This is a genomic window from Martelella sp. FOR1707, from assembly GCF_053484265.1.
This window is the reverse complement of the sequence record NZ_JBAKFP010000005.1, coordinates 369212-382297: the sequence shown is the minus strand read 5'-3', so window position 1 is coordinate 382297 and position 13086 is coordinate 369212. Positions and strand designations below refer to the sequence as shown.

The 13086-nt window shown below is 63.0% G+C and carries 13 protein-coding genes; 9 read left to right on the top strand and 4 right to left on the bottom strand.

All coding sequences use genetic code 11. The annotated features are described in order from the left end of the window. Nucleotides 1–224 precede the first annotated feature (224 nt). A complete protein-coding gene (locus tag V6765_RS16095; protein WP_448430546.1) occupies nt 225–1250 on the bottom strand; it encodes an ABC transporter substrate-binding protein in 1026 nt (341 codons plus the stop codon). Nucleotides 1251–1280: 30 nt separating this feature from the next. Continuing rightward, a complete protein-coding gene (locus V6765_RS16090) occupies nt 1281–1757 on the bottom strand; it encodes a DUF3830 family protein (RefSeq protein WP_448430544.1) in 477 nt (158 codons plus the stop codon). Between the two features lie 267 nt (nt 1758–2024). Here V6765_RS16090 and V6765_RS16085 point away from each other — a divergent pair, with 267 nt between their 5' ends. Next, nucleotides 2025–2636: a DsbA family protein gene (locus V6765_RS16085; RefSeq protein WP_448430542.1), complete on the top strand. Its 612-nt coding sequence runs from the start codon at nt 2025–2027 to the stop codon at nt 2634–2636. Nucleotides 2637–2712: 76 nt separating this feature from the next. Next, the gene (locus V6765_RS16080; protein ID WP_448430540.1) at nt 2713–4515 is read left to right on the top strand and encodes an adenine deaminase; all 1803 of its coding nucleotides are present in this window, start codon (nt 2713–2715) and stop codon (nt 4513–4515) included. A gap of 10 nt (nt 4516–4525) precedes the next feature. Here the strand turns inward: V6765_RS16080 and V6765_RS16075 are convergent, their stop codons facing one another. Continuing rightward, nucleotides 4526–5026 carry a ClbS/DfsB family four-helix bundle protein gene (locus V6765_RS16075; RefSeq protein ID WP_448430538.1) on the bottom strand — a complete coding sequence of 167 codons (501 nt, stop codon included), beginning with the start codon at nt 5024–5026 and terminating at the stop codon, nt 4526–4528. 283 nt (nt 5027–5309) lie between these two features. On the opposite strand from V6765_RS16075, the gene phoR reads away from it, so the two are divergent. The 7 genes from phoR to phoB all read left to right on the top strand — a co-directional run bounded on the left by phoR (nt 5310) and on the right by phoB (nt 12807). Beyond that, nucleotides 5310–6512 carry a phosphate regulon sensor histidine kinase PhoR gene (phoR, locus tag V6765_RS16070; RefSeq protein ID WP_448430934.1) on the top strand — a complete coding sequence of 401 codons (1203 nt, stop codon included), beginning with the start codon at nt 5310–5312 and terminating at the stop codon, nt 6510–6512. Between the two features lie 125 nt (nt 6513–6637). Further along, the gene (locus V6765_RS16065) at nt 6638–7681 is read left to right on the top strand and encodes a PstS family phosphate ABC transporter substrate-binding protein (RefSeq protein ID WP_448430536.1); all 1044 of its coding nucleotides are present in this window, start codon (nt 6638–6640) and stop codon (nt 7679–7681) included. A gap of 67 nt (nt 7682–7748) precedes the next feature. After that, complete coding sequence (pstC, locus tag V6765_RS16060; RefSeq protein WP_448430534.1) at nt 7749–9230, top strand: phosphate ABC transporter permease subunit PstC; 1482 nt, start codon at nt 7749–7751, stop codon at nt 9228–9230. Next, nucleotides 9227–10555, top strand: a complete 1329-nt coding sequence (gene pstA, locus V6765_RS16055) for a phosphate ABC transporter permease PstA (protein ID WP_448430532.1) — start codon at nt 9227–9229, stop codon at nt 10553–10555. The genes pstC and pstA overlap by 4 nt, the downstream gene beginning before the upstream one ends. A 9-nt stretch (nt 10556–10564) precedes the next feature. Continuing rightward, nucleotides 10565–11368, top strand: a complete 804-nt coding sequence (pstB, locus tag V6765_RS16050; protein WP_448430530.1) for a phosphate ABC transporter ATP-binding protein PstB — start codon at nt 10565–10567, stop codon at nt 11366–11368. 13 nt (nt 11369–11381) lie between these two features. Next, nucleotides 11382–12101 carry a phosphate signaling complex protein PhoU gene (gene phoU / locus V6765_RS16045; RefSeq protein ID WP_448430528.1) on the top strand — a complete coding sequence of 240 codons (720 nt, stop codon included), beginning with the start codon at nt 11382–11384 and terminating at the stop codon, nt 12099–12101. Between the two features lie 22 nt (nt 12102–12123). Beyond that, on the top strand, nt 12124–12807 hold the full coding sequence (gene phoB / locus V6765_RS16040) for a phosphate regulon transcriptional regulator PhoB (protein WP_448430526.1): 684 nt from the start codon (nt 12124–12126) through the stop codon (nt 12805–12807). An 11-nt stretch (nt 12808–12818) separates the two neighbouring features. Here the strand turns inward: phoB and V6765_RS16035 are convergent, their stop codons facing one another. Continuing rightward, complete coding sequence (locus V6765_RS16035) at nt 12819–13004, bottom strand: hypothetical protein (protein WP_448430524.1); 186 nt, start codon at nt 13002–13004, stop codon at nt 12819–12821. Nucleotides 13005–13086 lie beyond the last annotated feature (82 nt).

Genomic DNA, 13086 nt, shown 5'->3' with positions numbered 1-13086 from the left:
CGGAGGGGAGAGATATCGCGACAGCGACAGTGAGGGGGGAGCCTATCGCCGCGAACGCCCTCACGATCGGACATGCCGCGCCACCTTCACTGTGCCCCCTTCGGGGCATCTCTGCCGCAAGCGGGAGAGCGTAACGGGCGCTAGCCGCAGGGTCGATGCGGCTTCGACTTCAATGATTCACCCCGCACCCCGGCCAAGCCGGGATGCGGGGCTGGCGCACCGCCTTATTGCGCGATTGCCTTGTTCCACTCAACCACCCAGTCGGCGCGGTTGGCCTCGATCGTTTCCGGGTCGAAACGCAGCAGGCTTGCCACGCCTTCCTCGCCATAGGCGACGTCGGCGGCCACTTCGTCCGGCAATTCGGTCTTGGAATTGGTCGGCGTGTAGCGCAGCGCCTCTGCGAAGCAGGCCTGGGCGTCGGGCGAAAGCTCGATATCGATGAACTTCAGCGCCAGGTCCTGATTGTCGCGGCCGGCCACCAGATTGGCGGTGATATAGCTTGCCGGCGTGCCTTCCGCGCCCTGCTGGAACTTGATCGGAAGGCCGGCCTTGCGCAGCGTATAGGCGTAGTCGGAGGCATAGGGCGCCACGAAAGTGCCGCCCTGGGCAAAGGCCTGCTGGATTTCCGGCGATTTCGAAACCACGAAGGCGCCGTTTTCAAGCATGGCCTTCACGGCGTCGAGGCCCGGCTGGATATTGTCGAGATCGCCGCCGGCAACCTGGTTCAGCATCAGGAAGCCGAACAGGCCATAGGTATTGGAGATATCGGTGAGCACCAGGCCTTCGGCAAGCTCGGGCTCCATCAGGTCCGCCCAATTGGACGGCGCTTCGGAGAGCTCGTCGCTGTTGTAAAGCAGGCCGATGGCGGCAATCTGATAGGCCGGGCCCTCGCCTTCCGCCATCTTGGCGCCGGCGAAGGGATAGAGGTCTGCGGCATTGGAAAGCTTCGCCGCATCGATCGGCGCGAGCAGGCCTTCCTTGGCGCCGACGATTTCCTGGCCGCCGGAGAAGTGGATCACGTCATATTGCGGCGCGTCCTTCTGGGCGCGGAGCTGGGCGAAGGCATCGGCCGAATAGGCGGTGACGATCTTGACGTCGGCGCCGGTCTCGGCCGTAAACGGCTCGATGACGCATTTGCGGTGCGCCTCTTCATAGGCGCCGCCGAAGGAATTGATGGTGATTTCCGCGGCGAAGGCGGGCACGGCGGCAACCACCGAAACACCGGCCAGCATTGCTGTAACAAGTTTCATGCTATTCCCTTCCTCTTGGTTATCGGATCATCAGGCCAGACGGCCGATCTCCACTTTCTTTGCGCCCTCGGTGCGGATCAGCCGGCACTGGGCCGCCACCGCCTCGAGATTTTCCGTCATCTTGCCGAAATAGGTGCAGGGTATCCACCCGGTCGGACCGAATGTGCGGCCGCCGACGCCGTAGAACATGCCGATCTCCCAGAACTCGTCGGGATCGATCTTGAAGAAATTCTTCGGCTGATAGAACCACAGCAATTCGCCCGGCTCGGGCAGGATGGTCTGGTTTTCCGGCGGCAATTTGGTCGGGTCGAAATTGCGCGCTTCCTCGGGCAGGCCCATCATGATTTCGGGCCCGGAGAAGATCGCATGGGTCGCCGGCCACTGGATCGGCTTTTCGAGTGCGCCCCACAGGGCGGCGCAGGTCTCCGGCGCATTGTCCCAATAAAGGGAAATTATGCCCTGAACATTAGCATCCACGAATTTGAGATAAAGTTTTTTATCGCTCACAGAAGGGCTCCCAATCATTTCGACAAGCAGGAAACCGGAAATTCGCAAGCCCTGTCCAATTTCAATTTCGCATGCGCCGATCAGATATTTTTATCGCCACTTGAGCATCACCATCTTTTTAGGGAACGATCCAAATGCCGCAAAGCCTCGCCCCCTGTTCGCGTCGCTCGCGCGAATGTGAGCGGACAGGTCGCTGATTTTCGGCATCGCCGCTTGCCTTGGCCTATTTCGGGCGGTCTACTGCCGGACGATAACGCGGAGATGAACATGATCGACAGACGCACGGTTTTGACGGGAATGCTGGCTGCCGGCGGGCTTTCCGCCTTGTCTCTGCGCCCCGCCCTTGCCCATGAGCCATCCCCGGAAGAAGTCTTCGCCGATCCCGCCGCCCCCGTGCTCGGCAACCCCGACGGCGATGTGACGGTGGTTGAATTTTTCGATTTCCAGTGCACCTATTGCAAGCGCGACTATCCGATGATCCGCGACGTCGTGGCGAAGGACGGCAATGTCAAGCTGGTGATGAAGGACTGGCCGATCTTCGGGCCGGTCTCGGTTTATGCCGCTCAGGCGGTGCAGGGCGCTGCCGCGCTCGGCGATTACGAGACCGCGCTCGACGCGCTGATGCGGGCGAAGACCCGGCTGACCCATGAAAAGGTCGAGGAAATCCTGACCGATGCGAGGCTCGATTTCGATGCGATCGCCGCAAGTGTGTCGAAAAACCAGGATGCGATCGGGGCGCTTCTCGACCGCAACTACCATCAGGCCGAAGCCTTCCAGTTCAACGGCACACCGTCCTTCGTGATCGGCCGGACGGTCTATCCGGGCGTTCTCGACCGCGCGCTTCTGGAAGAGGCCATCGCCAAGGCCCGCGCCGCGTAAAACGGCGCGATAAGGGGCTGGACCGCCAGCCAACGGGCCTATAGCCTCTCGGTTTCCAACAGCACGAGAGCCGAGCATGAGCAAACTGACCCGCTTTTCCGTCGCCCCCCTTTCAGACATGACCCGAAAGCTTACCGATGTCGCTTCCGGCAGGGCTGATCCCGATCTGGTGATCGCCGGCGCGCGGGTGCTGTCGACCTATAGCGAGCGGATTCTCGACGATCGCGAAATCTGGCTTTCCGGCGGACGGATCGCCGCCGTCAAACCCGCCGGCAGCTATCAGGGCCGCCTGGCCGCAAGCTATGACGTCAAGGGCGGGATCATCGCCCCCGGCCTTGTCGACCCGCATCTGCATATCGAGAGCAGCATGGTGACGGCCTGCGCCTATGCCGAGGCGGCGCTCTTGAACGGCACCACCACGATCTTCTGCGACAGCCACGAGATCGGCAATGTCATGGATGTCGCCGGCGTCGAGGCGATGCTGGAAGACGCCCGCCGGGCGCCGCTTTCGATCTACCTCACCGTGCCCTCCACCGTGCCCGCGACATCCGCCGAAATGGAAACCGCCGGCGGCGACCTGACGCCGGAGAAGATTGCCCAAATCTTCGACAAGTGGCCGGAAGCCCTGGCGCTTGGCGAAAAGATGGATTTCGTGCCCGTTGCCATGAGCGACGAGCGCTCGCATGCGATCATCGCCGAGGCGCTGAAACGCGGCCGCCCGGTTTCCGGCCATGTCTATGGCCGCGATTTCGTGGCCGCCTATGCCGCCTCCGGCGTGACCGACACCCATGAGGCGATCGACCGCGATATCGCCAACGACCTCTTGGAGGCGGGCGTCTGGATCTTCCTGCGCGGCGGCCCGCCGACCACGCCATGGCATTCGCTGCCGGAAGCGATCAAGGCGATCACCGAACTCGGCGCCTCCCACAAGCGCGTGGCTGTCTGCACCGACGACCGCGATGCCGACGATCTCCTGATGTTCGGCCAGGACTGGGTGACGCGCCAGGCGGTGAAGGCCGGCATGAAGCCGGAACAGGCCTGGGCGATGGGCTCGCTCCACGGCGCCACCCGCTTCGGCCTCGGCGACGAGATCGGCGGGCTTGGCGGCGGCAGGCGCGCCGATCTGGTGCTGCTCGACGATACGCTGCAGCCGATCAACACCTGGTATGGCGGCGAACTGATGGTCGAGGACCGCAAGGTGACCGCCGCGCTCGACGAGGCGCTGTCGGAGCGCTGGCGCTATCCCGATGCCGCCTACCACACCGTGAAGCTGCCCAAGGAAGTGAAGCTCGTCCCCGAACTGCCGGTCGAGCGGGTCAAGGCCCACTGCATCCGCACCGAACTGCCGGGGATCATGGCGGTTCACGAGGTCATCGAGCTGGAGCCGGCCAATGACTGGCAGAGCCATTTCGACCGCCACGACCTGTGCTTCGTTTCCGTGGTCGAGCGCCACGGCAAGTCCGACGGCAATGTCGCCCACGGCCTCCTGTCGAATTTCTCGCTGAAGCGCGGCGCGGTCGCCTCCTCTGTCGGCCATGACAGCCACAACATCATCGTCGCCGGCACCAATGAGACGGACATGCAAGCGGCGGTGCGCGCGATCGAGGAAAAGCAGGGCGGCGTCTGCGTGGTTGCCGACGGCAAGGTCCGCGCCATGGTGGAACTGCCGATCGCGGGGCTTCTCTCCGACAAGCGCGTTCATGACGTGGCCGACGACCTGCGCGTGCTGAAGCTTGCCTGGGAAGAGGCCGGCTGCTCCATCCCCTATATGGGCTTCAACCTGATCCCGCTTTCCGTGATCCCCGAAATCCGGATCACCGACAAGGGCCTGGTGCTGGTGCCGGAGATGGAGATCGTCGACCTGTTCGAGCCGGCTTAGCAGGCCAAGCCTATCGGGCGGCTTTCAAGACCTTGCGGATATAGGCGTTTGCCGAACGGAAATGCGATGGCCCGGAGGCTTCGGCATAGCGGCCAAGCGTCCACTTTCCGGTCCAGGCGTAAACGCCATCGGTATAGAGTTCCCGGTCGTCCCGGGCGGCGATAAACGACCGCATCCGGTCGCAAGCGGCGTCGAATTGGCTGATAAGCTCGGCCCAGGGCGTGGCATCGCCCTTGGCATAAAGCGGGGCGTTATAGGCCTTGAGCTGGTTCCACTTGTAGCCCTTGGCCGGCACGAACACCTCCCGGCCGGCAATGCCGTCTTCATACCAGTGATGGAACATGCCCATCCAATGCGTGCGATGAGCTATGATGCCCTTGATCGTGACGGCATCGTCAGGCGCGGACAAGGTCGACGTTTCCTCGTCGACCGCATCGAGCGTCTTTTTCAGCTTCGCGAGCTCCTTGTCGAAGACCGCGAGCAATTCGGATTTGTTCGTGGCTGCTGGCATGGTTCATTAATATGCGCGCGGGTCTGCCATGCCTTGACTTCAATCAAGCACAGCCGTTCGGGTTCCGGGCGCACGAGAGAAAAGCAGATCTGGAAGAGGCGGCTTTCCGGTCCTGCGAACGGATAAATCAATCGCCCGTGACCGCGGTGACCCGCCAACCCCCGATTATTTTCCCGTCATCAATATTCCTGTTACAAAATGCGTATAGTAGGCGCAGTTCAGGAGAATTCGGGAGCATCGGGTGAACCGTGTGGAAGGCATTCTGAGCGGCTTTGCATCGCGCATGGCCGCGGCGCGGTTCGTGTTGCTTGCAACGACGGGCGTGGCGTTGCTTGCGTTTTTTTATGGCGCGCTGCCGACATTCGCCGTGCTTGCCGCCTGGCTCGTCATCTGCATTGCCGCCCTTGCCGGAATCCGCCCCCGGATGGCGACTGAGGAAGAGACTGTCCCCGACAGTCTGGAGACCGCGCTTACCTTCGATTTCGGTGATCTTCCGGGCCTCCTCGATGAAATCGACCTGGCGATCTACCTTCTCGCCCCCGACGGCACGGTGCTGTTCCAGAACCGCTCGGCCGGCGACACGTTCGGAAAGTTTCCGCTCGGCTCCCACATCTCGGCGCGCATGCGCGCCCCCGGCGTGCTCGACATCATCCGCGATACGCTGGCAAACGGCAGGGTCAACCAGATCGAATATTCCGAGCGGCTGCCCTCCGAGCGCGTCTATCTGGTGCGCAGCGCCCCGGTTTCCGATGCCGAGAGGCGGGTGTTCATGCTGGTGCTGCGCGATGTCTCAGAGGCCCGCCGGATCGATCGCATGCGCTCCGATTTCGTCGCCAATGCCAGCCACGAGCTCAGAACCCCGCTTGCCTCGCTGCGCGGCTATATCGAAACGCTGCAGGGACCGGCCAAGCATGATGTGAAGGCGCAAGAACGGTTTCTGCCGATCATGCTCGACCAGGCGACGCGGATGAGCCGCCTCGTCGACGACCTGATGAGCCTGTCGCGGCTGGAGGCCAAGGCGCATCTGCCGCCGGACCAGACGGTCACGCTCAACGCCGTGCTCGGCCATGTCCGCGACAGCCTGTTGCCGCTGGCCGAGGATCTGGAGGTGTCGATACACCTGTTCATGCCCGAGGAGCCGGTGACGGTGAACGGCGACAAGGACGAGCTGGTGGAAGTGTTCGAAAACCTGATCGAGAATGCCTGCAAATACGGTTCCGAGGGCGGCAGGGTCGAGGTCTATCTCAAACCGCTTTCGCCCTCCGGTGCCGAGGTTTCCGTGGTCGATCACGGTCCCGGCATTCCCTCCGAACATGTGCCGCGACTGACCGAGCGCTTCTATCGCGTCTCAGTGGCAGACAGCCGCTCGAAGAAGGGCACCGGCCTTGGCCTCGCGATCGTCAAGCATATCCTCACCCGGCACAAGGCGCGGCTCACAGTGAAATCCGAAGTCGGTCAGGGCACGACCTTCACCGTCCGGTTCTGATGTTCGTCCATCGAAAAAGACAATATTTTCATAAACATAGACTGTCATAAAACTGAAGTAAAAATGACATAAAACCGGGGCAGCCCGACGAGGGACCTGCAAAGCCGCAAGAGGCGCGCCCAGCCATGAAGTCATTCATACTGCCGATCGTCACGCTCGCCGCCACGCTCGCCTTTTCCGCGCCGGCTGTGGCGCGCAACCAGATTCAGATCGCTGGTTCCTCCACCGTTCTGCCCTATGCCAAGATCGTTGCGGAGACCTTTGGCGAGATCTATCCCGACTACAAGACGCCGATCGTGGAATCGGGGGGCTCGTCCGCAGGCCTCAAGGAATTTTGCAAGGGCGTCGGCCCGCGCACCATCGACATCGCCAATGCCTCGCGGCCAATGCGCGAGGGCGAGCGCGAGAACTGTGCGAAAAACGGCGTCACCGGCATTTCCGAGATCGTGTTCGGCTATGACGGCATCGTGTTCGCCACCGACGCGGCGATGGAGCCGATGGCGCTGACGCCGCTCGATCTCTACAAGGCGCTCGCCGCCGAACTGGTGATTGACGGCGAGCTCGTGGAAAACCCTTATACGCGCTGGGCGCAAGTCAATCCGGCGCTGCCCGATGTCGAGATCACGGCCTATATCCCCGGCGAGAAGCACGGCACCCGCGAGGTGTTCGAGGAAAAAGTGCTGGCGGTCGGCTGCGAGGAAGCGGGCGCCGTCGAATTTCTCACGGAGGAATTCGGCGAGAAGCAGGGCGAGCAAAAATGCATCGCCGTGCGCAAGGATGGCCGCGCGCCGGGCATTGACGGCGATTACACCGAAACGCTGGCGCGGGTCGCCGCCAACCGTTCGGCGCTCGGCGTCTTCGGCCTGTCCTTTTACGACAACAATGCCGACAAGCTGAATGTGGCGACCATTGACGGCGTCACGCCGACGCTCGAAACCGTTGGCTCCGGCGAATACCCGGTGTCGCGGCCGCTCTATTTCTACGTCAAGAATGCCCATGTCGGCGCAATCGCGGGCCTTCAGGAATATGTCGATTTCTTCCTCTCCGACGATATGGCAGGGCCCTATGGCCCGCTTGCCGAATATGGCCTCGTGCCGGCCTCCGAGGCTGAACGCGGGGCAACCAAGGCCGCTTTCGATGCGGGCGTAACGGCGCAGCAGACGCAGTAGCGCATATATGAATTCAATGCCCGCCGGTGGCGGGGCAATGGGGTTTCAGGCCCCGAATGGTCCGAATATGCATGTGTTTTTGATCATACTGGCGCTTATCGTGCTGTTTGGCGCAGGCGGGTTCTTTGCCGCCCGCGCCAAGGCCTATGCGCTGGCCGATGCCGGGCGGATCAACTCCCGCCCCAGCCATCACGCAAGCTTCGTGACGATCGCGACCGTCATTCCGGCCGTGCTCCTGATGGCGGTGTGGATGGTGGCGAGCCCGCTCCTGATCGGCGCGGAAATCCGCGAGGGGTTTCCCGAAAGCGTGAAGGAACAGCCGGCCTCGGCCCAGAGCCTCACCTTCAACACCGTCACCTCGGTCGCCTACGGTCTGCGCCAGCTTCCCGAAACGGCGCGCGAACGCGTTGCGGAAGACTCCAGCCAGCTCCGCGCGGTGCTTGCAAGAAGCGGCATACCGCTGGCCTCCAATCCACAGCCCTTCGTGCTTTCCTCGGCGGAGCGGATGAACGCGCTTTCGGCGAAAAGCAGTTACGCCATGGCGGCGGCCGTGCTGGCCGTCGCGCTTGTCTCGCTGGCGCTATCCTTCCGCGCGGTCAAGCCGCAGTTTCAGGCGCGCAACCGCGTCGAGCAGGTGGTGCTGGCCGCCCTGCTGATCGCCTCCACAATCGCGATCCTGACGACCGTTGGCATCGTGCTGTCGATGCTGTCGGAATCGCTGCGCTTCTTCGCCCAGGTCTCGCCGATCGATTTCTTCTTCGGCACGGTATGGGACCCGCGCTTTGCCGCCGCCGGCGAAACCGCCTCGCCCGGACAGTTCGGCCTGATCCCGTTGCTCGCCGGCACGATCTATATTTCCGTGGTGGCGATGGCGGTCGCCGTGCCGATCGGGCTCTATGCCGCGATCTACATGTCGGAATATGCAAGCGGCCGGCTGCGTTCGATCGCCAAGCCGCTGCTGGAGGTGCTCGCCGGCATTCCAACCATCGTTTACGGCTTTTTCGCGCTGATCACGGTCGGCCCGCTGCTGCGCGATATCTCGGTTGAGCTGAACGGTCTGTTCACCGGCAATTACCGCAATTTCATCGAGGCGCAGTCGGTGCTGACCGCCGGCGTGGTGATGGGCATCATGCTGATCCCCTTCGTCTCGTCGCTCTCCGATGACATCATCAACGCCGTGCCGGACAGCCTGCGCAAGGGCTCGCTCGGGCTTGGCGCGACACAGTCGGAAACCATCAAGCGGGTGGTTCTGCCCGCAGCCCTGCCCGGCATTGTCGGCGCGCTGCTTTTGACGGCGTCGCGCGCGATCGGCGAAACCATGATCGTGGTGCTCGCAGCCGGCGTCGCCGCCAATCTGCAGATCAACCCGTTCGAGCCGATGACGACCGTGACGGTCAAGATCGTCAACCAGCTCACCGGCGATCTCGAATTCAACACGCCCCAGACGCTGGTGGCCTTCGCGCTCGGCCTGACGCTGTTCGTGATCACCCTCTGCCTCAATGTCTACGCGCTCTATGTCGTGCGCAAATACCGGGAGCAGTACGCATGAGCGAGACTTTCTCCAATCCGAACGAGGCGGACAATTTCCGTCGCACGATCACCGAGACCCGCCGCAAGGGGCTGAGACGCCGCCACCGCGCGGAGAAACGCTTCCGTGTCTTCGGTTTCCTCGCGATCTTCGCCGGCCTGTTCTTCCTGGCGGCATTGCTGTTCTCGGTCGCCGGCAAGGGCTTTTCCGCCTTCCAGCAGACCACGATCACGCTGCCGATCACATTCACGGAGCAGGTCGTCGACCCCGAGGGCCTGCGCGATGAAAACCCGCGCCTGCTTCTGACCGCGAACTATCCGGCTCTGGTGCAGGACGCGCTGGCAAAAACGCTCGGTCTCGATCCGGCCAATGCCGCCGAGATGCGCGAAGCCATGCGGCTTGTCTCGCGCTCGGCCCGCGTCGACCTGCGCGATGTGGTGATGGACGACCCGTCGGTGATCGGAAAGACCGTCGATGTGAAACTGCTCGCCGCCGCCGATATCGATTCCGCCAACAAGGGCCAGATCGATCTCTCGCTGCCCGAAACCAGTCGCCGCGTCTCGGATCAACAGGCCGCCTGGATGGCGGAGCTGAAGGCGGAAGGACGGCTGCACAAGAGCTTCAACACCGGCTTCTTCACCCATGGCGCGTCCTCGCGGCCGGAATCGGCCGGCATCGGCGTCGCCTTTGTCGGCACGCTCTACATGATGGGCATCGTGCTGGCGCTGTCCCTGCCGCTCGGCGTGGCGTCCGCGATCTATCTCGAGGAATTCGCGCCGAAGAACCGGTTCACCGATGTCATCGAGGTCAATATCAACAATCTCGCCGCCGTGCCGTCGATCGTCTTCGGCCTGCTGGGCGTCGCGCTGTTCATCGGCTTTCTCGGCCTGCCGCGCTCGGCAGCGCTCGTCGGCGGGCTGGTGCTGACGCTGATGACGCTGCCGACGATCATCATCGCCACCCGCGCGGCGCTGAAGGCCGTACCCCCCTCGATCCGCTCGGCGGCGCTCGGCATCGGCGCTTCGAAGATGCAGGCGGTGTTCCACCACGTGCTGCCGCTTGCCATGCCCGGCATCCTCACCGGCACGATCATCGGTCTTGCCCGCGCGCTCGGCGAAACCGCGCCGCTGCTGCTGATCGGCATGGTCGCCTTCGTGGCGGATTATCCGGCAAGCCCGCTCGATCCGTCGACCGCGCTTCCGGTGCAGATCTACATGTGGGCGGGCGAGGCCGAGCGCGCCTTTGTGGAACGCACCTCTGCGGCGATCATCGTGCTCTTGGTGTTCCTGATCCTGATGAACCTGACCGCGGTCATTCTCCGCCGCCGCTTCGAGCGGCGCTGGTAGGAGACGACGATGACCCTTGATGCGAAAAGAACAATGAGCGGAAACATGAACGAACAAAGCTACAAGATGGCCGGCAAGGATGTTTCCGTCTATTACGGGCAGAAGCGGGCGCTGTTCGACGTCAATCTCAATATCCGCGAGAATGCCGTCACCGCGCTGATCGGCCCGTCGGGCTGCGGCAAGTCGACCTTTCTGCGCACGCTGAACCGGATGAACGACACGATCGACAATTGCCGGGTCACCGGCACGATCACGCTCGACGGCGAGGACATCTACACCTCCGGCATCGACGTGGTGGAGCTGCGCGCCCGCGTTGGCATGGTGTTCCAGAACCCCAACCCGTTTCCGAAATCGATCTACGAGAACGTCGCCTATGGCCCGCGCATTCACGGCCTTGCCCGCCACCGCGCCGATTTCGACAGGATCGTGGAGACCAGCCTGCAGAAGGCCGGCCTGTTCAACGAGGTCAAGGACCGGCTGCATGAGCCCGGCACCAGCCTTTCCGGCGGCCAGCAGCAGCGGCTCTGCATCGCCCGCGCCATTGCGGTCAGCCCCGAAGTGATCCTGATGGACGAACCGTGCTCGGCGCTCGACCCGATCGCGACCGCGCGCGTGGAAGAGCTGATCAGCGAGTTGAAGCAGAATTACACCATCGTGATGGTGACCCATTCGATGCAGCAGGCCGCGCGCGTTTCCGAACGCACGGCGATGTTCCACCTCGGCTACATGGTCGAGGAGGACGACACCGACACGATTTTCACAAATCCCGCGGACCAGCGCACCCAGGACTACATCATGGGCCGGTTCGGTTAAGGAGACGCACAAGATGGCACACTCGCATATCATATCGGCCTTCGACGAGGAGCTGAAATACCTCCAGCGCCGTATCTCGGAAATGGGCGGCATGGCGGAAGAGATGGTCTCGCAATCCGTCGTGGCGCTGGTCAACACCGATACCGAACTCGCCGAAAAGGTGATCGCGGAGGATCTGGCGCTGGACGATGCCGAGCGTGAGGTCGGCGAAAAGGCGATCGTCACCATCGCGCGGCGCCAGCCGGTAGCGGCGGACCTGCGCGAAATCATGGGCGCGATCCGCATCGCCGCCGACCTCGAGCGCGTCGGCGACATGGCCAAGAACACCGCCAAGCGGGTGATCTCGGTGCAGGGCACCGGCGTGCCGCGCAAGCTTGCCCATGGTATCGAGCATCTGTCGGAACTGGCGCTGCTGCAGCTCAAGGAAGTGCTCGACGCCTACACTTCGCGCCAGGCCGACAAGGCCAATTCGATCCGCGAGCGCGACGAGGAGATCGACGCGATCTACACCTCGCTGTTCCGCGAGCTTCTGACCTACATGATGGAAGATCCGCGCAACATCACCACCTGCACGCATCTTCTGTTCTGCGCCAAGAACATCGAGCGCATCGGCGACCACGCCACCAATATTGCTGAAATGATCTACTACATCGCCACCGGCTCGCAGCCGCAGGGAGAACGCCCGAAGGACGACATGTCGCCCTCGGTCGGCTCCGGCGAGAGCAAATCCTGACACCATGTGACGAGGGCACGAGATGGTTCCGAAGATTGCAGTTGTCGAAGATGAAGAAGCGCTGAGCGTTCTGCTGCGCTACAATCTCGAATCCGAAGGCTATGAAGTCGAGACGATCGCGCGCGGCGACGAGGCCGAAATTCGGCTTCAGGAGCGGGTGCCGGACCTTTTGCTGCTCGACTGGATGCTGCCGGGCGTTTCCGGCATCGAGCTTTGCCGCAGGCTGAGGATGCGGCCGGAAACCGAGCGCCTGCCGATCATCATGCTGACGGCGCGCGGCGAGGAAAGCGAGAAGGTGCGCGGCCTTGCGATCGGCGCCGACGATTATGTCGTCAAGCCGTTCTCGACGCCTGAACTGATGGCGCGGGTCAAGGCGATCCTGCGCCGGGCCCGGCCGGAAGTGCTCTCCAGCGTGCTCAAATGCGGCGATATCGAGCTTGACCGCGAGACCCACCGCGTCCACCGCAAGGCCAAGGAAGTCCGCCTCGGCCCGACCGAGTTCCGGTTGCTCGAATTCCTGATGACCTCGCCCGGAAGGGTGTTCTCCCGCTCCCAGCTTCTCGACGGCGTCTGGGGCCACGACATCTATGTCGACGAACGCACCGTCGACGTCCATGTCGGCCGGCTGCGCAAGGCCCTCAACTTCTCGCAAATGCCCGACGTGATCCGCACCGTGCGCGGCGCGGGCTATTCGATGGAAGTGTAAGGCAGTGCCTCTCAGCCGTCCCCTTCTCCCCGTGGGGAGAAGGTGGCCGAAGGCCGGATGAGGGCAGCGGCATCGCCATGGTCGTGGCGCTCGCGGGTCACTTCAACGTCCGGGGTTCTCCCCTCACCCGGCGCATGCGCGCCACCCTCTCCCCTCCGGGGCGAGGGGTAGAAGGCTGCGATGGCAATGGGTTTCATCGGCGCCTCGCCGTTGGGCGCTCCGCAAATACCGCCCCCAGACATTGCGATATCGCATCGTTTCCTTATCCTGAGGCCATCA

What these genes read in the sequence shown, in the direction of transcription:
- V6765_RS16035 (WP_448430524.1), bottom strand. Translation starts at nt 13,004, where the DNA reads ATGAAACCCATTGCCATCGCAGCCTTCTACCCCTCGCCCCGGAGGGGA.
- pstC (WP_448430534.1), top strand. Translation starts at nt 7,749, where the DNA reads ATGCATGTGTTTTTGATCATACTGGCGCTTATCGTGCTGTTTGGCGCA.
- V6765_RS16085 (WP_448430542.1), top strand. Translation starts at nt 2,025, where the DNA reads ATGATCGACAGACGCACGGTTTTGACGGGAATGCTGGCTGCCGGCGGG.
- V6765_RS16075 (WP_448430538.1), bottom strand. Translation starts at nt 5,026, where the DNA reads ATGCCAGCAGCCACGAACAAATCCGAATTGCTCGCGGTCTTCGACAAG.
- pstB (WP_448430530.1), top strand. Translation starts at nt 10,565, where the DNA reads ATGACCCTTGATGCGAAAAGAACAATGAGCGGAAACATGAACGAACAA.
- phoR (WP_448430934.1), top strand. Translation starts at nt 5,310, where the DNA reads ATGGCCGCGGCGCGGTTCGTGTTGCTTGCAACGACGGGCGTGGCGTTG.
- phoB (WP_448430526.1), top strand. Translation starts at nt 12,124, where the DNA reads ATGGTTCCGAAGATTGCAGTTGTCGAAGATGAAGAAGCGCTGAGCGTT.
- V6765_RS16095 (WP_448430546.1), bottom strand. Translation starts at nt 1,250, where the DNA reads ATGAAACTTGTTACAGCAATGCTGGCCGGTGTTTCGGTGGTTGCCGCC.
- pstA (WP_448430532.1), top strand. Translation starts at nt 9,227, where the DNA reads ATGAGCGAGACTTTCTCCAATCCGAACGAGGCGGACAATTTCCGTCGC.
- phoU (WP_448430528.1), top strand. Translation starts at nt 11,382, where the DNA reads ATGGCACACTCGCATATCATATCGGCCTTCGACGAGGAGCTGAAATAC.
- V6765_RS16065 (WP_448430536.1), top strand. Translation starts at nt 6,638, where the DNA reads ATGAAGTCATTCATACTGCCGATCGTCACGCTCGCCGCCACGCTCGCC.
- V6765_RS16080 (WP_448430540.1), top strand. Translation starts at nt 2,713, where the DNA reads ATGAGCAAACTGACCCGCTTTTCCGTCGCCCCCCTTTCAGACATGACC.